This window comes from Lactobacillus juensis, assembly GCF_036246285.1.
GTDB lineage: Bacteria > Bacillota > Bacilli > Lactobacillales > Lactobacillaceae > Lactobacillus > Lactobacillus juensis.
The window spans coordinates 617,285-639,333 of record NZ_BTTS01000002.1 but is presented as its reverse complement, the minus strand read 5'-3'; the positions used below and the strand labels follow the sequence as shown (position 1 = coordinate 639,333).

Sequence of the window (22,049 nt, the reverse complement as noted above, 5' to 3'; positions counted from 1 at the left end):
CTATTACAAGTGTGTCAATTAATTTACTTCGCTCCTACTAAGTTATTTTCTTTATCAATATCAAATTTTAAATGATTATGACTACAACCAATTTTAAGAATATCGCCACTAATAAGATCACCCTTGATTAACATTGTGGCAATTTCATCCTCAATATCCTTTTGAATTGCACGTCGCAGCGGTCTTGCACCCATTTCAGGATTATAACCATCTTTTGCAATTTTATCGAGTGCTGCACGAGAAATTCTTAATTGAACTCCTTGTTTATGCAAACGATCTATTAGTTTACGAGTTAATAGAGTAACAATTTGACGTAATTGTTTTTGATTGAGTTCATCAAAAATGACTGTTTCGTCAATTCTATTCAAAAACTCAGGTCTAAAGAATTGCTTTAGTGCTTCGCGTACGCGATCCTGACGTAATTTTACTTGACTAGTATTATCAGCATTAAATCCTACAGCCTTAGTTTCAAATAGTGAACGGGATCCTAAATTAGAAGTCATAATAATAATAGTATTTTTAAAGTCTATTTTACGTCCTTTGGAATCAGTTAAAAAACCATCTTCCAAAACTTGTAACAGCAAATTAAATACATCTGGATGCGCCTTTTCTACTTCATCAAATAGTACGACCGAGTATGGATGCCGGCGAACCTGTTCAGTCAACTGGCCGCCCTCATCATAGCCAACATAGCCCGGAGCAGAACCAATCAATTTACTATTAGCTATTTGATCCATATATTCAGACATATCAATTCTAATCAAATTGTTTTCAGAACCAAATATGGCTGCGGCAATTGCTTTTGCCAATTCGGTTTTACCAACACCTGTCGGTCCCAAAAACAAGAAGGAACCAATCGGTCTATTTTCATCTTTAATACCGCTGCGACTTCGCCTGACCGCCCTGCTGACAGCAGAAACTGCTTTGTCCTGACCAATGATGCGCTTATGTAAGTCTTTTTCCAAATTGGCTAAGTGCTTAGTTTCATCCCGATTCATTTGGGTAACGGGAACACCGGTCCAATTAGAAACTACTTTAGCAACATCTTCAGGTTGAACTATAGCACCTTTACTAGTTGATTCATCTAGCTTTGTTGTTAATTCATCTTGTCTTCTTTGCAAACTATTTTGTCTTTCCTGCAATTGAGCAGCTTTAGCAAAATTCTGGTTAACTGCAGCATGATTCTTTTCGCCAATGACTTTCTCGATTTGATCATTAAGTTGCAATAACTGATTGTTAGAACCTTTACCTGACTTAATCTTAACCGCAGCACTTGCCTCATCAATTAAATCAATTGCCTTATCTGGTAAATAACGGTCAGAAATATAGCGGCTAGAAAGATCAATTGCATTTTCTAAAGCAGAATGAGATATTTTTACATGATGAAATTTTTCGTATTTTGGTTTTAAGCCATCCAAAATTGCTAAAGTTTCAGCATGAGAAGGTTCATTTAACCTTACAATTTGGAACCGACGAGCTAAAGCCTGGTCCTTTTCGACATACTTTTGATACTCATCAAAAGTTGTTGCTCCAATCATTTGGATATCGCCACGCGCTAAAGATGGCTTTAAAATATTAGCTGCATCAATTGAGCCTTCAGCGCCACCGGCTCCAATCAAAGTATGCATTTCATCCACAAAAAGAATGATGTTGCCATTTGCAGTGATTTCTTTAATGATTTTTTTCATGCGGTCTTCAAATTCACCACGGTATTTAGTGCCGGCAACAAGACCACCTAAGTCAAGTGACACCACTTGCTTTTTTAATAAATCGTGTGGGACTTTTTTCGCAACAATTGCAGTTGCTATCGCTTCTGCCACTGCCGTTTTACCAACACCCGGTTCCCCAATTAAAACCGGATTATTTTTATTACGCCGGGATAAAATTTCAATAACTCGAGCTACTTCTCGATCTCGACCAATAACAGGATCTATTTCACCATTTTCAGCTCGTTCGTTTAAATTAACTGAAACCTGATCAAGAGTTGGCGTACTTGAATTTTTATTAGTGCTTTCTTCAGTGCCATTAAAACTGGACCAGCTACTATCATCAGATTGATCACTGTTATCCATGTCTTGTTCGTCTTCACCTAAACTGTGTAAAATGTCATTACGCAAACCATCAAGATCAATATTTAAATTACGTAAGATTACAGATGCCAATATTTGTTCATTGAGCACCATGCCTAACAGAATATGGCAGGTTCTAATCTTAGAGGAACCCTCACGTTCTGCTAAAGTGCCAGCATATGCCAAGACCATGCTGAGGCGCGGTGACATTTGCATGTAACTGGTTTTACCAGCTGAACCATAGCCTGTATAACGTTCAATTTCTTCACGAATCGCTTTCGGTGTTGCACCCCAGGCCCGCAAATTCTTGCCGGCTTCACCATCAGATTCAATTACCATCGCAAGTAGTACGTGTTCAGTACCAATTAAACGATGATGAAAATTCTGTGCTTGTTCACGTGCAATTTCTAATACTTGATTTGCACTGGTTGTATAAGATTTTTTCATCATTGCACCACCTTTAAAAAATGACGTGTATACACTATAAACCTTTTTGACAATTTGTAAAATATTCTGTTTGCAGCAGAAATCTTAGTGTCAAAAAACTTTGCAATCATTATATCAAATACAAGCAGTTCGTGCGACCCAATCCTTCTTTATTATTTAAATTAGAAATAATTTTTCAACAGAATACTTGTGCAAGAATCTTAGTGGGCTGTTATAACTTCCAAAAAACTAAAAATTCTCATACTAGCAAAAATAAATTACCAACATGAGAATGTAACTGCATATTATTGGGAAAACAGATATTGTACTCAGTTCTTAAAATACCTTTATATCAACGATTATAGCAATAATTTCGACATATGAAGTCGATTTTAGCCTTTCCAGACGTATAAGATATTTCGTACATTGAAGAATACTAACCATTAAGTTAAAAAACTATAAAATAATTGATTACAGCTGGTTATGCTAACAAATGTTGCCCTAATCTAAAAATAAATGTATTGTTTTCACCTAATAAAATTCAATATATTTATTTCCTTAAACTAGCTTTTATAACTGTTTTTTTATATTATTGCTTTGAGTATTCTAAATGGTTAGTGACAAGAATTTATACTCGAGAACTAAACAGAAGAAGTTATAATGCCAATACGCTTCCTAAAGATAATGATAAAATTTGAACATAATATAATTTTTATATGAGAAACAGTATGCAAAGATTTCACTATAAAAACCAAGAATATGATGGACTTGTAATTTTTCCTTTTGATCCCAACGCAAAAGATAATACAATGCAATTAAATGAATTTGCTGAAATAATTGGTGAAGGACTACTTACCAAAGAAAAGTGGAAACCAATACCTACCGAAAGCAATAGGAATAAGATAGTGCCAAATGAAGATGGTACATCAATTATGGAAATTCCAACTTTAAATGGTTTAAAGAAGTTACTGGCTATAGCTCAGCCGATAAGTTATTTAACAGTAAAACGAACTTGTGAACTAAACTTTAAATCTCAAGAAATTTTTAATGAAGAATCATATAGCGGTGACTATTATTTAAAAGAGCCTGGCATAATTGAAAACTTATTATACAGAGTTGAGAATTCAATTGTTTTCGGAGAAAATCGTCTACCAACAATAATCACTAAAGCTGCTAGTCTATGGTATACAATCGCCAGATACCAGGCATTTAGCAATGGGAACAAAAGAACAGCTTTATTAGCAACTGTAGACTTTTTGCAAAATAATTTTTTGATCTTTAATTTAGGGCCAAAAACGGACTTAGAAAAACAGCTCTATAACGTTTCACTTAAAATTGCTAATGATGAGTATTCGGAAGAAAACGTCAAATTATTTATTAAGGACCATGTTATAGTAGATTTTGATATGCTTAATTACCTTATAACTTACGTTCCACAGTTTAAAATAATAGACAGTTGAATTTAATTGTGGTAGTTTGTAGAATTAGGAAGGTAGGAGGATAACATCATGGAAAATAAATTTAGATTAATTTCTCCTTCTGAAGAACAAATCAGAAAATCATCTAGGCCTAGAAGTAAACAAGAAGAACAACTTATACATGAATATAGAAATAATCAGATTCAGAATAATAAACCTTTAATACGAGTTTTAAAAAGGTTGAGTAAAACTTAAATGGCTCTTTGTCAAATCCTGTTGATAGAGCTTAAATGAATAGAATCAAGCAGCTAATAAACTGCTTGGTTCTTTTTCTTTTACCTTGTTTTCTGCTAATCTAATCCTGGTTAGCAGATTGTGGAAGTTGGCGTAGCCAAAAGCTGTGCGCTCAATTTGTTTAATCTTGCGATTGAAGCCCTCTAAGCAGCCGTTGGAATAATTCAATGTTATCCCGTTAATTACTGCTTTCAGGTTATGCTTAAAAGTTAACAGGGTTTGATGCATTTGCCAGCCAACTTCTTCTTTAGCATGAATCACTTCTTTAATTGCCAGCGGATCTTTGGCAGCCAAAGCATCATAAAATGCCTGCAGCAGGTTGTAGGCATTAGTAAGCTCCGTGCTGCAGGCGATGCCTTCGTTGACTATCTGCTCTTGCGTCAGATTGTCTTTGTAGTGCCAATTGTAATGCGGATGAATTTTGTCGAGTGCCTGGTACTTCTTGAGATACAGTTTCCACGGTGATTTAAGCAGTTTGTATTCTCTGCTGGTCTTTTTGAATTTCTTCATGACCTGCACGCGCAGGGAGTTGAAGGAACGCGTAAGCATTTGTACCATGTGAAAGCGATCAAGCACAAGCTCAGCGTTGGGAAAGCATGCTCGTACAATGTCTTGATAGTAAAAATTCAGGTCCAGAGAAACTGTTTTGCCGCAGGCGAAAACTTTTTGCAGTAGGCTATAATTGCTTTTTTATAGCGTGTGCGGAGAATCTGCACCACCTCGTGCTTGTCGGCATCAAGACAAATAAAATGCAGGGTGCGGTCAACGCCTTTAAACTCGTCGAAGGCTAGATGCTCCGGCAAATAATCATAGCTGCTATTAAACTGATGCGAGCAAGAGCCCAGCACTCTTTGCACCGTATTGACAGAGACATTGTTTTCCCGGGCAATGCTGGTCATTGAACGGTCTTCTGTTAAGGCACTGAGAATTTTAAGCTTTGCAGGCTGGGAAATACAGCAGTATTTGCCTACCAGGTCAGATTGAGCCATTGAGCGTTTATTGCAGGTGCGACACCAGACTCTCTGCTTAAAAAGTCTAATAATGACTGGCTGACCGGCATTGGCAGCAGGATAGCGGATTTCGGTTTTCAAACGGCCATTGTGCCGTAGCTCCTGTGAGCCACAAAAGGGACAACTGGGCTGCAATAAGACAGCTTGGTAAACCTTCTGCTTATAGCCGTTAGCCAAACGGAAGAAATAATCTTCAAAAACAATGTTTTGATCTTTAATATCAAGAGCAAATTTAATATAATTATTAAAAGAGGACATAATTCAAACCTTCTATAAAATATTGGGTGAAGTTAATATTTTATTACAAGAAGCAAGAGGAAGATGTCCTCCTTTTTTATGCAATAAAAAACCTATTAACAGCTTACCACATGGATAAGTCATCAACAGGATAAATTATAGAGCCACTTAAATAATATAGTCGAGTTAATAACTCGGCTATTTTTATGCAAAAAAATCGATAGATAATGAAATGATATGAAACATAAACTGAATGTAAAACAACAAAAGTTTTGTGATGAGTTCAATTAGGAGTAGCAATGCAGCAAAAACCCGTTTCAGCTATTGGGGGAATGTTCTGTTGAAAATGAAAACCTTAAAAAACCAAAACGTTTTTCCTTAAAGCAAATTTAGTCTAAAGTAAAGGCTTAAAAAAAGTTGTAGTACACAGAATAGTATTGCAGCTTATTTTAGTAACTTAAATGAAGGGTTAAGATTCATACTTTTTTGAGCTCTAGTAAAATCGTCAATAAACTCATCAATCGCTGTGTGCTTTAAATAGTAATAGCATAATTGTTTATAACCAATATTCTCCACTTATATCACGATTGAGTTTATCAAGTATATAGACTCCAATTAAAACTCTTTTTTGATTTTCTGAACAACTTTCAAAGGACTTATCATCCCTCTAAATTACCGATGTATCAACGCCTTTTACTATGAAACTATTCTATTAGCTAAATATCTAAGATTAGCCCACTTGCACGTCTGCTTAAAAATATGAAGTCTAATATGAAGTTTTTTAGCTCATTTTGAGCTAGTTTCAGAAAACTTGAAAAAACAAAAATGCCTTTATACCAGCGTTTAAGCCATCTGATATAAAGGCAAAATCTTCTTTATCGGGAAAACAGGATTCGAACCTGCGACCTCTACGTCCCGAACGTAGCGCTCTACCAAGCTGAGCTATTTCCCGTTTATTAAAAAAACTCACCGCTTTTGGTGAGTCTTTTTTCTAGAGCGGAAGACGGGATTCGAACCCGCGACCCCCACCATGGCAAGGTGATGTTCTACCACTGAACTACTTCCGCAAGACAAATATCATTATAGCAAACCAATCTCATTTTGCAACCTTTTTTAGTAAAATAAATCCGTAAAATAAGTATTTTAACGGGAAAGCTTGTCAGCTTAGAGTTTATATATGTAACTTTTTTAGATTTTACGCTTTTTAGATGCAATTTTTTTACAAAAAATACTGGTAGTCAGCAAAATAAAAGTGAGTCTTAAAAAGTTTCTTCTAAGGCTCACTTGATTTTTAGGGAAATGTAATATGTAATACTAATTTAAGGAAATATAATTCTATAATCTACTGAATCATAATTGAAATCAAACTCAACTATAAAAAGTATCTTCTGCTGAATGGCTTTAAAATGTAAATAACTAAAAGTTGGATCAAGATAGCTAATTATAGTAGCAACAGCTAATCCATGACTGCCAATAATTATATCTTGATTATTATTTTGCGATTCAGTCAATCCTGTCGGTCATTATCCAATCTCATAGTATTTTATTATTACTCAATTTTAATTTTTGATTTGCTTTTTCAAATCTGGCCATTTCCTCTTTCCAGTTGATTACTTCACAATGTAGATTACCATCTGGTTCAGCGAAACAAGATACTATATCACCTTTGTAGCTATCGCTTATTTTTAAATTAGCTTCAATAATATCAAGCTTTAAACTTCTTTTCTGAAATTCTCCTGCCTTAACTACTTCAGGCTCTAGATTTTTCTCTCTGTAAAAAAGTTTATCACCGGCCTTCTTAACCCCATAAAATTCCAAACTTATTGATTTATCACTCAGATTGTATGCTATAAAATAAATTTTTTTTGGACCTGGTTCATCAATATTTTGACCATGATTTATTTTTAACCTTGACTTTCTTCCAGTTGCTAACCACAATGAAACAACTACAGCTGCCCAAGTACCCAGGCCACTAATCCACTCTATCAATAAACTAATTGAGTTTGATCGTGAAAACAACATGATTAAAATTCCAATCGATATACCAGTTGAAAAAACAATAGCAAAAATAATTATTTTCTTTTTATTAGCTTTAATATTTTTTCTTAAAGTATGATACTTAGCATATATTCCATCTTTAGAACTAATACCTAAAATAATTCCAAAGATTACGAAAAATATTGCCATGAAGAATATCTTTAAATCCAAACTGCTCATTCCTTTGATAAAAATATAGCTTAATTATAAGAAAAATCCCTTATTCATACAATTTAGCATGAATAAGAGACTATTTTTTATAGCTTTTTACAAATTATTTTTCTATTTGGTGTATTTTTAGTACGCACACCTCTTAATTTACAATAATTTGAAGACTAAAAGTAAACTTAAACTTCTCTTGTAAAATGCCTGAGAAGCATTAAGTTAGTATTAATCCCTCTTGCTCTTTTTCTTCAAATCTTCTTTAACTTCACGGTCAATATCTTCGACCTTCTCAGGACGCATTGTTGGGAATAAAAGAACATCCCTGATTGCAGGTGCATCTGTCAAAAGCATCACCAATCTATCGATTCCAATGCCCAAACCACCTGTTGGCGGCATACCATATTCCATAGCACGCAGATAATCTTCATCAATCATATCAGCCTCATCGTTTCCGGCTTCACGTTCTGCCATTTGCGCTTCAAAACGTTCACGCTGGTCATCTGGATCATTTAATTCAGAAAAGGCATTACCATATTCTTCGCCCATGATGTAGATTTCAAAACGATCGGTGAAGCGTGGATCATCGGCATTTTTCTTAGCCAATGGTGAAATTTCAACTGGATGACCATATACAAATGTTGGGTCAACAATTGTTTCTTCACAATATTTTTCAAAGAAAGCGTTAATGATATGACCAACTTTCCAGAAACTTTCAACCTTGATGTCGTGGTCTTCAGCAATCTTGGTAGCTTCTTCAACACTCATCTTTTGCCAGAAATCTACGCCAGTCTTCTCTTTAATCATATCTACCATATGAACGCGACGGAAAGGTTTGCCCAAATCAATGTTTGTACCTTGATAAGTAACCTTACCATCTTCTGATACGACTTTGGCAGCTGCACGAATAATGCCCTCGGCTTCATCCATGACATCATGGAAATCCCAGTAGGCACAGTAAGTCTCAAGTTCAGTGAATTCTGGATTATGGTGAGTATCAATTCCCTCATTCCTGAAAACACGGCCGATTTCATAAACTCTTTCCATATCACCGACAATCAAACGCTTTAAAGGTAATTCCAGAGCAATTCTCATGTACAAGTCAATGTCTAAAGCATTATGATGAGTGATAAATGGACGAGCTTCAGCACCACCTGGAATGTTATGCAGAACCGGGGTTTCAACTTCCAAAAAGTCCTTGCTGTTCAAATAATCGCGGATAGCTTGGATAATTTTAGTTCGATTTACAAAACGCTCGTAACTTTCACGGTTAGTAATTAAATCAAGATAACGTTGACGATAAATTTGCTCAACATCCTTTAAACCATGATATTTTTCAGGTAAAGGACGCAAAGCCTTTGATAAAAAAGTGACATGAGTAGCACGGATTGTCAGTTCGCCCGTGTCAGTTTTCATAACTTCACCGTCAATACCTAAGAAATCACCGATATCAGACTTCTTGAAAATCTTATAGTTATCTTCGCCAACAATATCTTTTCGAACATAAATCTGTATTTTGCCTGTGCGATCATAAAGATCAGCAAATCCAACTTTGCCCTTACCTCTTTTAGCCAGCATTCTGCCTGCTATTTTAGTCTTAGGCAATTCTTCATTCAGTTCATCTTTATCATCTTCAGCGTACTTTTCATTCAATGACCGTGCTAAATCTTGTCGATCAAACTTTCTCATTCCAAAAGGTTCGATACCGTTTTCTCTTAATTCATCTAACTTTTGGCGTCGAACGATTAATTGGTCATTCATTTCATTTTTAGCCAATTACATTTCCTCCATTATTAATTTACTTACTTCTGACAGCCCTTTGTTCTTGCCTTTTTTCATAGTCTCCAACAAAATTGTCAAGCAAATCATAAACTTCTTGTGCTGTCCAAACTTCATTTATTTTAGCACGAGTACGTGCAGAGCGGGGAACTCCCTTTAAATAATAGGCAGCTTGTTGACGAAATTCAGGTACAGCAATTTTTTCCCCTTTTAATTCAACCAAACCTCTAAGTTGGTGCTTGGCAGTTGCTACACGCTCACGCACTGTTTGTGGCTCTAGTTTCTCACCAGTTTCCAAATAATGCACCATGTTTTTAATAATCCAAGGATTTCCTAATGCGGCTCGGCCAACCATAACTGCAGTTGATCCGATTTCATCAAGCGCCTTCTTTGCCAGTTCTGGTGTTGTAACATCGCCATTAGCAACAAAGGGAATATCGAGCACTTGAGCTACATCATGCAATGTTTCCCAATCAGCTTCTCCCATGTACATTTGCTTACGGGTTCTGCCGTGCATTGCTATCATGCTGGCACCTGCTTCTTGAGCAGCTAAAGCATTTTCAACTGCAAAAATATGCTTGCGATCCCAGCCAATGCGCATTTTCACAGAAACTGGCTTTTGCACATTTTGTACAACTTTATGCACCATTTGGTAAATTTTATTAGAATCAAGGAGCCATTTAGAACCTGCATCTGTTTTAGTAACCTTGGGAACCGGACATCCCATATTAATATCAATAATATCAGCAGCAGTATGCTGGTCAATATATTGTGCTGCTTCAAGAAGAGTATCCTCAGTTCCACCGAATATTTGAATACTCATAGGATGTTCTCGCGGATCGACTTTCATCATTGACATAGTTTTCTTATTACGATAAATGATGCCATGATCCGAGATCATTTCACAAACAACTAAACCTGCTCCAAATTCCTTACAAATCATTCTAAAAGCAGAATTTGAAACTCCAGCCATTGGAGCAACCACAACACGATTGGGAATAGTTATATCACGAATTTTCCAACTATTATCCACTAAATCACCCTTTCAAAACACCATAATATCTTAACAAAAAGGATTCTATAAGCAAAATTCATGGTACTTTTCGTAACAAAAAGTTAACTCTTGATATATATATAAAGCTTTAATTACTTTTCGATAAAAAATTTTCCAGGTGCAACTCTATTATAATAACGCAAAAACGGTTTTTTGCTAGCTTCATCAACTGAAATGTTAATTACGCCAGCATTTTGTATTTCACCAACCAAAGTTATTTTGGGGATTCCTAAAACATTCTGAACCAATGAACGTGAAGCTGTTCCGTGAAAGACCAGTAAAACTGACTCGTCTTTGTGATTATTGATTAAGTCATGCCAGAAATCCATTAATCTGTCTGCTAAATGTTGATAGGTTTCACCAGTACAATAATCACTATAATTTTCTTTAAAATAGCCTAATTCATCAAATACTTGAGGATACTTTTCAATTATTTTGTGAACATCTTGACCATCCCAGTTGCCATAGTTCATTTCGCTTAAACGGTCATCAACAATAATTTCATGCTTGCCTTGATTTAAAATTTCTGCAGTTTCACGGGCTCTTTTTAAGGGGCTGCTATATACACAATCAATTTTATTAATGTCAAAACTATCTCTTAAGTTTTCAGCCTGTTTTTTACCTTTTTCATTCAGTGGCAGATTTGTTCCTGACCCGTTAATACCAAAAGTTTTATTAGTATCTGTTTGGCCATGACGAACAATATACACATTCAGCATTTAATATTCTCCTTTTCTTTTCATTCATCTCTTTCATTATAGCAAAATTGGTACTGACCGCATCTTTAATCTTAAAACACCTATGAACTATAATGCTATTTGGTTGAAACTTAAGTTAGTCTTTTTTAAGATTAACAACTTCATCATAATATTTCAATTCTGCAAAACGGTGTACAACACTAATTATTGTAGCATTCGGTAAATATTTTTTTATCATTTGGTAAACAATAGTGATTGTATTTTCATCTAAATTACTGGTAAATTCATCTAGCAGTATTATTTGTGGTTTTGATATAATTGCCCTTAAAAATAAAATTTTTTGCTTTTCGCCGCCAGAAATTTTATTTTTAAAATCTCCAGGTGTCTTAGCTGTTAAGTCCTTTTCAGTATGAATCAATGTCTTTAAATTGATTTCTTCAATCAATTTGAAGACTTCTTCAATTGCAACTTTATTATTTGGATAACAAATGTTAGCCATAATTGAGCGATTAAATAATTGAGCACTCTGAGGTAAATATAATAATTTCGGCTGCTTGGCAAAAGGCAAAATAATTTGTCCGGATTGTGGTTGATAGAAACCAGTTAAAAGTTTAAGCAGCGTACTTTTACCAGTTCCATTTGGTCCTCCTAATGCAGTCATTTTACCTTTTTTAAATTCTAAGTCCAAATTTTGGAAAACGTCTTGCTTATTTTTATAGGAATAGCTGATTTGCTTAAAAGCAATTGTTTTTGCATTTTGATCAAACTTAAAAGCTGACAAATTTTTAGTCGCATTTTCCCCGTATTCCAGTTCCGACAGACCAGAACGAATTCTGTTGAGAAATTCTTCAATCGCTAAATACTGGGTGCCAAAACCAGACAAATTAACAATAGAATATAACAGAATCAGGATCAAAGAGAGTGCCTGATTTTCTTTAGTGCCAATTAAAAATTGCCCTAAAACCGTAATAATGCATGCCAAAATCACAATTAAAAATTGCTGGAACAGAGAAGCCTCGTTAGTAATTTTTTGAACTTTGATAAAAGTCTTTTGTTCATCATTCAAGATTTTATCCATATTCTGTTCTTCAAAGTCTTTAGAATTAGTTGCTAAAATCGTTTCTATGTTACTGTAATAATCAGTGATATATTCATTGACTTTTGAAGCACTTTTTAATGATGCCGCAACATTATCCCTATTTTTTCGCGCCATCCACACCGAAATCAACATATAACTAACAAAGAAAAATAAATATAAAAAACCCACAAAGATATTTTGTATACCTAACATTATTGTGTACATAATAAGCATAACAGACATTTGCACTACAACTCCAAGTCCGGATTGCTCCAACTCTCGACATGCAAATGAAACATCTTTAATGTAGCTTTGAACCTTTCCCACTGGTTTATCAGAAAAGTAGCTAAAAGGCTTATTAACAACTGACTCCCATAAAATTTGTTTAGAAAACTTTCTTACAGCTTGAATAAATGAATTATTGCAACTATTTATTAACGGCATCATCATCAAAGAGACAGCCAGGGCGAGTACTAATAATATTTGACAATTTGTGCTTAAACGGGCCTGAAATAATTCAGTAATCAAATACGGTTGTGCAAAATACACGGAATAGGCAAGAAAAAGAAACACGCAAAAAAGTGCTATTTTTGGTATTCCAATTCTATTAATTACCTGTCGTAGATATTTCTCAACCAATTTTCTTTTCCTTCAAAATTCTAACTAAAATAAATCAAAACATACTTATCACTAATTTGACGATATCTTATTAATTAATTTTAGTCAAAATATTTTTTAATTCTTCTTCAGAATAATGGTACTTATTGCCACAAAAACTACAAGTCAGCTCGGCTCCGTGATCTTCATTTATCATGGCTTCTATTTGACTTTTCTTCATTGTTGCTAAAATCTTACCATACTTTTCTTTAGAACAATCACACTTGAAAGCAACTTCATCTTTTTCTAAAATCTTACAGTCATCACCTAAAATCATGGTTGCTAATTTTTCAGGAGTCAGGCCATCTAGAAAGGCTGTAGAAAGTGCAGGTAAATTGTTGATTCGATCAATAGTTTTCGTAATTAATTGGTCTGAAGCACCAGGCAAAGCTTGTAGCATGAATCCACTAGCTTCACCAATAGTATTATTAGGGTTAACAAATACAGATAAACCGACAGCTGATGGTATTTGCTCTGATTTTGCCAAATAATAGGCAATATCTTCAGCAATTTCCCCAGAGACAATAGGTACTTGACCCGTATAGGGTTCCTTTAAGCCCAAGTCTTTAGTTACTTCAAGCCAACCTTGGCCAACTGCTTTTTTAACATCAATATGACCATTCTTTTTTGGTGGTAATGCAATGTGAGGATTTTTAACATAACCCTTAACAGTTAAATCTGATTTAGCTGTCACAATCGTGGGGCCCACGGGTCCATTTCCTAATAGTCTGACTGTTAGCTCTTCCTTATCTGTAAGTTCTGCTCCTGCTAGTAAAACTCCTGCTATTAAACTACGTCCAAGAACAGCAGAAGAAGCTGACCAAGTATCATGACGAGTTTGTGCCTCTTGAACCAAACCTTTGGCAGTTATTGTTAGCAGACGTAAGTTTTTCGATTTATCAATGGCCTTAATTAAATAATCATTCATTTTATTCTCCTAAAAAAATAGAGCCCAATTGTAGGCCCTATTACTTATTCTTGAGGATGATCATGATCATTAGCTGACTGATCAGTACCGCTAGAATCTTGTTTTCCTGTAGAATCTTCATTTTCAGATTCTGAAGAATTTAACTTATGCTCTTTTTCTTCTCTATCTAGCTCTGATTCTGTTGGAAATTCATTCTTTTCCGGATTCTCAGGATTACTTTCTTCTGCTTCCTCATTCTTTTGGGCAGGTGATTCTAAAGAATTATCTCTTTCTTCCTGTGCCTTTTCAGAATTTACAGTGTTCTTTTTCTGAGATTGATTTTCTTTCTTTTCAGCAGCTGCTTTAGCTTCTTCATAAGTTGAAGCCTTGGATTCACTAGGATATTCCTGTTCGGTCTTTTCAGGCATCTTGCCAGTTGTGTAAAGAGACATAATCTGCTTTTCATCTAGAGTTTCATACTTAAGCAGAGCTTCAGCAATAATGCGATGTTTTTCGCGATTATTTTTCACAATCTCAACTGCTTTAGCGTGAGCTTCGTCAAGTAACTTCTTAACTGCCTCATCAATTTTAGCAGAAGTTGCCTCACTATAAGGTTTAAAGCCATACGGATTGGTTTCGCCTTCTTTTTCCAGTTCTACCATACCTAATGAATCTGTCATTCCGTAATTAACTACCATACTGTGAGCAATTTGTGTTGCTTGCTCAAAGTCGTTAGAAGCACCAGTTGATTGATCACCAACTACTACCTCTTCACCAGCACGTCCACCCATTAAGCCAACGATTTGTTCCATTAACTGCTTCTTAGTTAACAGGAACTGGTCATCTTTAGGCAACATCAAGTTATAGCCACCAGTTCTGCCATGGGGCACAATAGTTACTTTACGGACTGTTCTTGAATCACTTAAAACTAACCCGCAAATAGAGTGACCTGCTTCATGGAAAGCAACTCTGCGCCGTTCTTTTTGAGAAATCATGCTATTTCTCTTAGCAGGACCAGCAATGACACGGTCTTCAGCTTCATCCAAGTCTGCAGCAGTAATATTTGTACCATTGCGTCTTGCAGCAAGAAGAGCAGCTTCATTAAGTAAATTGGCCAAGTCGGCTCCGACAAAACCTGGCGTCTGGCGTGCAATTTCCTTTAAGTCAACGTCATCAGCCAAGGGCATATTCTTGGCGTGAACACGTAAAATAGCTTCACGACCGCGAACATCAGGCGTACCGACTAAAACTTTTCTATCAAAACGGCCAGGCCGCAACAGGGCTGGGTCTAGGACATCAGAACGGTTAGTAGCTGCAATAACGATTACGCCTTCATTACCTTCAAAACCATCCATCTCAACTAACAATTGGTTTAAAGTTTGTTCACGTTCATCGTTGCCGCCACCACTGGCATTACCGCCACGTCTACGCCCAATCGCATCAATTTCGTCGATAAATATAATACTTGGCGCATTTTTCTTAGCATTGGTAAACAGATCACGTACACGACTGGCACCAACACCAACAAACATTTCAACAAAGTCAGAACCTGAAATTGAGAAAAATGGTACATTCGCTTCGCCCGCTACGGCACGAGCAAGCAAGGTTTTACCAGTACCCGGAGGGCCCTCAAGTAAAACGCCGGAAGGAATTTTAGCACCAAGTTTAGTAAATTTAGCCGGGTTCTTTAAAAACTCAACTACTTCTACTAGTTCCTGTTTCTCTTCTTCTTCACCAGCAACATCAGAAAAACGAACTTTATTTTTCTTTGGATCCTCAGGTTTTACATGAGAGCGCCCAAAGTTCATAATGCCGCCGTTGCCACCTCGGCCACCGCCGCTTTGACTGACCATCATCCAAAGCATCACGATGAAGAGAATAGTCGGTACCAGCATCACGATTGTGGAAATCCAGTTTCCAGACTGTGACTCACCTTGAGTCGTCATCTTAGTGCTGCTCTTTTGAGCTAATTCTTGAACTTTAGACACGCTCGAATCATTTTGCAACATTGTAGTTGAAAAGCGTGATACTTTTGAGCCTGAATTGCCATTAAAAAAGTCAAAACTGTTTTTTGACTGGCTTTTACTTTCCTGTGTTTCCTTATAACTACCTGAAACAGTATAAACACCATTTGCAGGCTGAACGTTAAAATTTTTAACTTTTCCCTTGCGCAAATCACTGACAAATTCTGAGTAGCTGATATTTTCACTGCTACCAGAATTATCTGATCCACCAAGTGCCCAGTTGATTCCTCCTAATAACAAGAGAAAAACAACTATATAGAAAAGACCATTTGAAAACAGCCGATTCCGGTTATTTTTCATAAAAAACCTCCACAAAGTTTCTAGAGATATACGAATAAAAGTTTATCACAAAATTAGGTTGTGCTCTAATAATTTAAAATTTCTTATTAAATGTCTTCATACAAAAAGTACTTTGTCTCATTGGAGCCGACCATTTGATTAGAGTAAGTTCTCTCAATAAAAACGACTTTATCACCAACATAAATAGTTAAGCAATAGGGTCGCAATATATTTGGAATACTACTTTGAGCAAATTTTTTCTTACTCTTTGTGTGATTACCATTTTGCAATAACAATTTTGTTCCGGGTCTGATTGAACCCACCCAAATTTGTTTTTGATTTTCTGCAACAAACTGACCAATTAATTTTTGGGATCTTTTTGGTTCAAGTGAAATCAAAAATTTACGATTATTAAAAGAAAATTTTTGACCGATGCTGACTTTTTGGGATATTGGTAAAGAAGGTAATTTATTAAAAAGATAAAAAAAGCCTTGATAAGCAATTAAAGTGAAATTGGCCAAATTCTTATTAACTCGTTCATGCCATTTATGCCAAATAAAGTTCTGCCAAAATGCAGTTTTTTCGCCACTAGTCAAATCTTCTAATGCGCTTGTTTGCAAACGGTAAGCTATACCTAAAAATGGTTCCGGTTGCTTTAACTGAGCAAAGCTTTTATTTGCTATTGCAGTTAACAAACTAACTTGTTTACTAAATCTAAGAGCATTTCGACCAACTTGCTTGTTTTCCTTTTTGAGTAGTGGTATTACATGGTGCCGTAACTTATTTCGTAAGGTATCATCTTCATTGTTAGTCTTATCAATCACGTAAGATATTTGTCGTTTATGATCGTATAACAATAAATCCTCTTTTTTCTTACTTAAAAGTGGCCTTAATAAGGTCATACCTTGAATTTTGCTAATTGGCTTTAAACTGTTCATTTCACTAGGATAACCAGAACGTATAAACTTAAGCAAAATATTCTCAAGCAAGTCATCCATATGATGTGCTGTTAATAAATAATCACCCTGATGTTGCTGCATTACCTTTACCAAAAAATGATAGCGGTACTTTCTGGCAGCAGCTTCTATCCCAGTGGCGGGATGTAAATTTTGAGGCCAAATTTCATTGACTAACTGAATATTTTTATTCTTGCAATATACAGAAATTACTTTTTTCTCTTCCAAAGAATCTGACCTGAGCTGGTGGTCTAAATGGGCTGATATCAACTTAAATTGATATTGTTTCTTTATTTGATAAAGCAGATCGAGCAGAGCCAAAGAATCTGGTCCTCCGCTAACCGCAACAACGAGGGTTTTACCGGTTAATGACAAATGATTTTCTTTAAAAAAGTTATCAATTTGCATAACTAACCAAATCTTTTTCTAATTTTTTGATTTCTTTTTTAGCATCAGATACTGTTTTAGACAATACTCTAGTAAAATCAGCTTTTTTAGTGTCTGAAAAAGGATTAGTATGATCAATTAAATCAGGATCATTAACTCTCATTTTAGAGAGACCAATTTTACCTTTATAGTTATGAATAATCACTAGTCGTATCTGCTCACCAACATGATAATTGCCTTTTTCACGCAGCCAATTATTGCCAAAATCACTATGGTGAACTAATCCCGTCTTATGATGAGAAAGCGTAACAAAAATCCCTAAGTCACTAACGTTATTAATAGTCCCTGTCACTCTCTGTCCAACTTGGTATTTCATTAATTATTATTTTTTCCTTCAGGTAAATTGTAAATTGTTTCGTTTGGTTTAGAATACAAAAATTTGAACCGCACTAGTTTAGCCACGTAATCAGGATCTTTCAAATCGTTTCTTTTTGATATTAAAACTTGCTTTTGATTATTTATTTTTTTAAGAGACTTCTTGGAAGTTTGTACCTGACTATTAATATGCTCAGTTTGAGCATGAGTAACTCCAATTTGCACGCCTAAAAATGCAAAAATAGCCACAAAAACAGCGATAATACGATTTCGCCTAACACGATGTACTTCTTTTTCTCTTTTTTCCTGCTTACGTTGCAGACGAGCAACTTGCTCTTCCGGACTAAGTGAATTATATATCCGTGGACCGTTCATAATTTTGACCTCTATTACCAAAAACAAATATTATTTTAATTATAACAAGACCACTTATAAATGTCATTAAAGATAAAAACTAATTTAGCAATTCGTATAATTCACTTGCTTCGGCTTTTTTCGTAGTTTCTTTAATAGCGCAGACTTTTGCTTTGACTTCCTTTGAGCCATACCCAACTTCAATAGTATCTCCAATTTTGACATCATAGCTGGATTTTACTACATGGTCATTTACCTTGATTCGACCCTGATCTGCCATTTCTTTAGCTATTGGACGCCTTTTAACTAATCTTGAAACTTTTAAAAATTTATCAATTCTCATTTCATTCTCCTTATTTTTGTATGATATCACTGACTGCTGACATAAATGTTACTAAATTAGCAAATAATTGCCGGTGATGGATATTTTCGGGCAATTCCAACAATACAACTAGTCTTTTTGCTGGAGAGAGGCTGATTTTAGCCTTATATGATACATGTTCTAGAGCTTTAAAAATATTTGGTCCCTGCAACTCACTAGATGCTTCTTTAGCAAATTCAACTTTTACCTCATGATCATTAACTTTAGTAATGTTGCGTGCTTGAGCAAAATCTGCTTCAGCTTTTAGCTGTGAAACAGCTAGCAGATTTTCTACAGGCTCAGGATAATTGCCAAAACGATCAATTAATTCATCTTGAATTTGTTCGATATCAGCAGTACCAGCCGTTTTGATCTTTTTATAAAACTCTATTTTTTCCTCCTGGTCGCTAATGTAGTCATCAGGAATATATGCTTCAAGCCCTAAATTGATTTCAGCATTACTTTTTTTAACTTTCTTTTTACTTTTACGGTTTTTAATTGCATCAGACAGCATTTGAGAATATAAATCATAACCAACACTATCAATAAAGCCATGCTGCTGTGCTCCCAACATATTGCCAGCTCCACGGATTGATAAGTCTCGCATAGCAATTTTAAAGCCAGAACCCAGTTCAGTAAAATCGCGAATAGCATCCAACCTTTTTTCACCGACCTCAGTTAAAACTTTATTAGGCTGGTATAAAAAATAAGCATATGCTAAACGAGCACTGCGTCCGATTCTGCCACGCAATTGATACAACTGACTTAAGCCATAATGATCTGCATTTTCAATCAACATAGTATTGACATTAGGCATATCAATACCAGTTTCAATGATTGTTGTAGTAACTAAAATATCAAATTCCCTGTTTAAAAACCGATACAAAATATCTTCCATTTGATTTTTGCTCATACGGCCGTGGACACTAACAATTCTAGCACTCGGCATTAGATTCTCTAATTCTGTTACTACGTCATCGATGTCACCGATATGGTTATGCAGGTAAAAGACTTGACCACCGCGCGCAATTTCCCTCATACAAGCTTCTTTTACCACGCTCGGTATCTGTTCCATCACGTAGGTTTGAATAGGATAACGATTGGATGGTGGAGTTTCCATGACTGACAAGTCTCTCACGCCAATCATCGACATGTGCAGAGTCCGTGGAATTGGCGTTGCAGTCAAGGTTAAAACATCAATATTTGCTTTCAGTTCTTTTAGCCTTTCTTTGTGCTTCACGCCAAATCTTTGTTCTTCGTCAACAATGAGCAAGCCTAAGTCTTTGAATTTTACATCTTTTGAAAGCAAACGGTGCGTTCCTACCACTAAGTCAATCTTGCCTTCTTTTAAGCCTTCCGTTATCTTTTTAGCTTCAGCAGGGGTTTGAAAACGAGAGAGAACAGCATAATTGACGGGAAAATTTTTAAACCGGTCCTGAATCGTTTCATAATGCTGTTGCGCCAAGATTGTTGTAGGTACTAAAAAAGCCACTTGCTTGTTATCTTCTATTGCCTTAAATGCTGCTCTTAAAGCTACTTCAGTTTTACCAAAACCTACATCCCCCACAAGCAAACGATCCATCGGTTTTTCCTGCTCCATATCGTGTTTAATTTCTTTAATTGAGCGCAGCTGATCAGGCGTTTCAACATAAGGAAAAGCATCTTCAAATTGTCGCTGCAGGTCATCGTCTTTAGAAAAAGCAAACCCCTTTTCAGATTCTCTTTTTGCATACAAATCAATTAAGTCATCGGCTATATCTTCAACTTTAGATTGCACTCGGCTCTTGGTCTTGGCCCACTCACTACCGCCAAGTTTATTGACGTGTGGCCTCTTGCCCTCTGAAGAAACATACTTTTGCACCAGTTTCAGCTGATCTGCCGGAACAAATAACTGATCACCATGCTGGTAAGTAATGGTAATATAATCTCTTTTTACACCATTATTTTCTAAGGTTTTTATTCCTTCAAAACGTCCAATTCCGTGATTAACATGAACAACGTAATCTCCTGGCTTTAGTTCAGTGTAACTCCTTAATCTTTGAGCATTCTCCATAGTTTTGACTCGTCGACTATGGTGAGTTACCTTATTAAAAAGTTCTCGCTCAGTTAAATAAACTAAGTTATTATTAGGCAAACTAAAGCCGCTGGCAAAACCGCCAACGCAAATTTGAGTTTGCTTTTCCATTAAGTCGTTTGACTGTACAACGGGGACATCCATGCCGAACTCAGCCATTGTTTGACTGATTTGTTTGGCCCTTTTGTTGTTATCGGCTTGTAAAATTACTGTCTGCCTTTTTTTCTGATATGAATTTATTTCAGACTTGATCAAAGGCATTTGACTGAAAAATTGCTGAGGCTCTCTAGTCTGCCAATCAAATAACTGTCCTAGTTTTATACGGCCGATACTGCGCTGAAATAACGAAAAATAGATATGATTATGTTTGTCTTGTGACCAATTTTTATGAAAATCACTGCGCAATTCTTGTCCCGGAATCATTGCTCCTGTTTTCAATTCATCGTCAATGAAACCTGCATTTTGTTCATCGACAGACTTAACAGACTGCTCGATTAAAGGCCAGTCATCCAGCATTACTATGCCTGAGTCTGACAAATAATCTAATAAATTTTTAGGTTCAGCTATTAAAAAGTCTGTCAAAAAAGCATAGTTTTGCGGTAAAGACCCATTCTCCAAATCATCTAGGGATTCTGCAAAATGATTCTTAACATCTTTTTCAGGTGCAGGAGAATCTGCTATTGCTTTTCTTATCTTTTGTGCTGCTTGTTTAAAATTATTAGCAGAAAAAACTCGATCTTGGGCGGCAGTTACAACTAATTGGTCAATTTGTTTTTGACTACGTTGACTAGCTAAATCAAATTCCTTAATAGTGTCAATTTCGTCGCCAAAAAATTCAATTCTAACTGGATTTTCGCGATCAAGAGGATAAACGTCTAAAATGTCTCCTCTTAACGCAAACTCTCCCGGTTTAGCGACCAGATTTTCACGGCGAAATCCTACCTGCACAAGCCAGCTGGTCAGTTCAGCCAGGTCATATTCATCTTCTGGAGCGAATTTGCGTCTTGCTGCCTTATATTTTTTGGGAGCAGACAGCTTATATTGCAGTCCCTGTGGTGTAGCAACGATAATGCCCGGTTTTTGACTTAGTAAAAAATTAAGTGCTTGAATGCGACTGCTTAATTCATCAGGTGAAGTAACAGCAGTTTGAGTTGCAATTGATGCGTCTACCGGAAAAATTTGCACACTATCTTCTGGCATAATAGCATTTAATTCACTGTAAATTTTTTGTGCTTTATTTTCGTTTTCCTCCAGCAAAATTAGCGGCTTATTTAAAGTCTTTACTATTTGACATAAGAGCAAGTCAAAAGCACCGGCATTTGCTCCGGTGATTAATGAATTTTTTACATTGCTGACGTTGGAAATAAAATTTATCAGATCATGATCTTTTTCGATAATATTTGTTAAAAGCAT

15 protein-coding genes, 2 tRNA genes and 1 pseudogene are annotated in these 22,049 nt (G+C 35.8%); 2 read left to right on the top strand and 16 right to left on the bottom strand.

The features are described 5' to 3' along the window. Positions 1-23 precede the first annotated feature (23 nt). Positions 24-2,516, bottom strand: a complete 2,493-nt coding sequence (locus AAA926_RS07095) for an ATP-dependent Clp protease ATP-binding subunit (protein ID WP_198181074.1) — start codon at positions 2,514-2,516, stop codon at positions 24-26. A gap of 707 nt (positions 2,517-3,223) precedes the next feature. Here AAA926_RS07095 and AAA926_RS07090 point away from each other — a divergent pair. Continuing rightward, positions 3,224-3,955: a type II toxin-antitoxin system death-on-curing family toxin gene (locus AAA926_RS07090; protein WP_052697095.1), complete on the top strand. Its 732-nt coding sequence runs from the start codon at positions 3,224-3,226 to the stop codon at positions 3,953-3,955. Positions 3,956-4,003: 48 nt separating this feature from the next. Then, the gene (locus AAA926_RS07085; protein WP_156962767.1) at positions 4,004-4,168 is read left to right on the top strand and encodes a hypothetical protein; all 165 of its coding nucleotides are present in this window, start codon (positions 4,004-4,006) and stop codon (positions 4,166-4,168) included. A 45-nt stretch (positions 4,169-4,213) separates the two neighbouring features. Here AAA926_RS07085 and AAA926_RS07080 read toward each other — a convergent pair. The 15 genes and pseudogenes from AAA926_RS07080 to mfd form a co-directional block, all read right to left on the bottom strand. After that, positions 4,214-5,475: pseudogene (locus AAA926_RS07080) on the bottom strand (ISL3 family transposase). Between the two features lie 857 nt (positions 5,476-6,332). Further along, a tRNA-Pro gene (locus tag AAA926_RS07075) sits at positions 6,333-6,406 on the bottom strand. A 43-nt stretch (positions 6,407-6,449) separates the two neighbouring features. After that, a tRNA-Gly gene (locus AAA926_RS07070) sits at positions 6,450-6,521 on the bottom strand. A 466-nt stretch (positions 6,522-6,987) separates the two neighbouring features. Continuing rightward, positions 6,988-7,662, bottom strand: a complete 675-nt coding sequence (locus AAA926_RS07065) for a hypothetical protein (protein ID WP_338212221.1) — start codon at positions 7,660-7,662, stop codon at positions 6,988-6,990. 219 nt (positions 7,663-7,881) lie between these two features. Then, on the bottom strand, positions 7,882-9,429 hold the full coding sequence (gene lysS / locus AAA926_RS07060) for a lysine--tRNA ligase (RefSeq protein WP_338212220.1): 1,548 nt from the start codon (positions 9,427-9,429) through the stop codon (positions 7,882-7,884). 22 nt (positions 9,430-9,451) lie between these two features. Then, positions 9,452-10,465 (bottom strand): tRNA dihydrouridine synthase DusB, encoded by a 1,014-nt coding sequence (gene dusB, locus AAA926_RS07055; protein WP_338212219.1) that lies wholly within the window; start codon positions 10,463-10,465, stop codon positions 9,452-9,454. A gap of 113 nt (positions 10,466-10,578) precedes the next feature. Beyond that, positions 10,579-11,205: a histidine phosphatase family protein gene (locus AAA926_RS07050; RefSeq protein WP_265893199.1), complete on the bottom strand. Its 627-nt coding sequence runs from the start codon at positions 11,203-11,205 to the stop codon at positions 10,579-10,581. 115 nt (positions 11,206-11,320) lie between these two features. Then, positions 11,321-12,901, bottom strand: a complete 1,581-nt coding sequence (locus AAA926_RS07045) for an ATP-binding cassette domain-containing protein (protein WP_338212218.1) — start codon at positions 12,899-12,901, stop codon at positions 11,321-11,323. 70 nt (positions 12,902-12,971) lie between these two features. After that, positions 12,972-13,847, bottom strand: coding sequence for an Hsp33 family molecular chaperone HslO (hslO, locus tag AAA926_RS07040; RefSeq protein WP_338212217.1), 876 nt, complete (start codon positions 13,845-13,847; stop codon positions 12,972-12,974). Positions 13,848-13,891: 44 nt separating this feature from the next. Next, positions 13,892-16,150 carry an ATP-dependent zinc metalloprotease FtsH gene (ftsH, locus tag AAA926_RS07035; RefSeq protein WP_338212216.1) on the bottom strand — a complete coding sequence of 753 codons (2,259 nt, stop codon included), beginning with the start codon at positions 16,148-16,150 and terminating at the stop codon, positions 13,892-13,894. Positions 16,151-16,236: 86 nt separating this feature from the next. After that, positions 16,237-17,493, bottom strand: a complete 1,257-nt coding sequence (tilS, locus tag AAA926_RS07030; protein WP_338212215.1) for a tRNA lysidine(34) synthetase TilS — start codon at positions 17,491-17,493, stop codon at positions 16,237-16,239. Continuing rightward, positions 17,483-17,848 (bottom strand): S1 RNA-binding domain-containing protein, encoded by a 366-nt coding sequence (locus AAA926_RS07025; RefSeq protein WP_338212214.1) that lies wholly within the window; start codon positions 17,846-17,848, stop codon positions 17,483-17,485. The genes tilS and AAA926_RS07025 overlap by 11 nt, the downstream gene beginning before the upstream one ends. After that, entirely contained in the window at positions 17,848-18,225 is a 378-nt protein-coding gene (locus AAA926_RS07020; RefSeq protein ID WP_338212261.1) for an FtsB family cell division protein, read from the bottom strand. The genes AAA926_RS07025 and AAA926_RS07020 overlap by 1 nt, the downstream gene beginning before the upstream one ends. A 76-nt stretch (positions 18,226-18,301) precedes the next feature. Next, positions 18,302-18,544 carry an RNA-binding S4 domain-containing protein gene (locus AAA926_RS07015; RefSeq protein ID WP_338212213.1) on the bottom strand — a complete coding sequence of 81 codons (243 nt, stop codon included), beginning with the start codon at positions 18,542-18,544 and terminating at the stop codon, positions 18,302-18,304. Positions 18,545-18,554: 10 nt separating this feature from the next. Beyond that, complete coding sequence (gene mfd / locus AAA926_RS07010) at positions 18,555-22,049, bottom strand: transcription-repair coupling factor (RefSeq protein WP_338212212.1); 3,495 nt, start codon at positions 22,047-22,049, stop codon at positions 18,555-18,557.